Origin of the sequence: Benzoatithermus flavus, from assembly GCF_037908215.1 — a bacterium.
Classification (GTDB): Bacteria; Pseudomonadota; Alphaproteobacteria; order Geminicoccales; family Geminicoccaceae; genus Benzoatithermus; species Benzoatithermus flavus.
In genome coordinates this window covers 1-562 of the sequence record NZ_JBBLZC010000117.1, presented here as the reverse complement: position 1 = coordinate 562, position 562 = coordinate 1, and the positions used below count along the sequence as shown (strand labels likewise).

General features: G+C 57.8%; 1 protein-coding gene and 1 pseudogene. Both read left to right on the top strand.

Going from position 1 to position 562, the window contains the following annotated elements; genetic code table 11:
* Positions 1-304 (top strand): annotated as a pseudogene (locus U1T56_RS24400) (xanthine dehydrogenase family protein molybdopterin-binding subunit); the annotation flags it as partial.
* On the top strand, positions 291-562 hold a 272-nt coding region (locus U1T56_RS24395; RefSeq protein ID WP_418162072.1), incomplete at its 3' end, for an FAD binding domain-containing protein. The pseudogene U1T56_RS24400 and the gene U1T56_RS24395, both read left to right, overlap by 14 nt.

Sequence of the window (562 nt, the reverse complement as noted above, 5' to 3'; positions counted from 1 at the left end):
AAGCTTTTCCAGCCGCGAAGGGTTTCTGTTTGACAACGAACAGCGCGTGTTAAACCCACAGTTGCGCACATACCGGCCAATTCGCTTCGGCGAACATCTAGAGTACATCGTTGAGTTTGTTGAAACGCCGCAAATCGATGCCCCGTACGGCGCTCGCGGCATCGGCGAACATGGCTTGATCGGCATGCCCGCCGCCTTGGCAAACGCCTTGTCTCTCGCTGCCGGCGTGCCGCTCAATGAACTGCCGCTTGTGCCTGAACTCATTTGGCGGACACAGAAAGGGGACTCCTATGGTTCCGTTTGACTTTGCCTACTACCGGCCGCAGTCGATCGCCGAAGCGACAGCGCTGTTTGCGGCGCTCGAGCGGGATGGAAAACGAACGCTCTACTACGGCGGCGGCACGGAAATCATCACGTTGTCTCGGTTGAACCTTGTCCGCACCGCGGCCGTCATTGACATAAAATCGATCCCTGAATGTCGGTCGCTTGATGTCGACAATGGTTCTCTCGTGCTCGGAGCGGCGCTCTCCCTCGGCGAGCTCGAAGAAGCAAATCCGTTCCC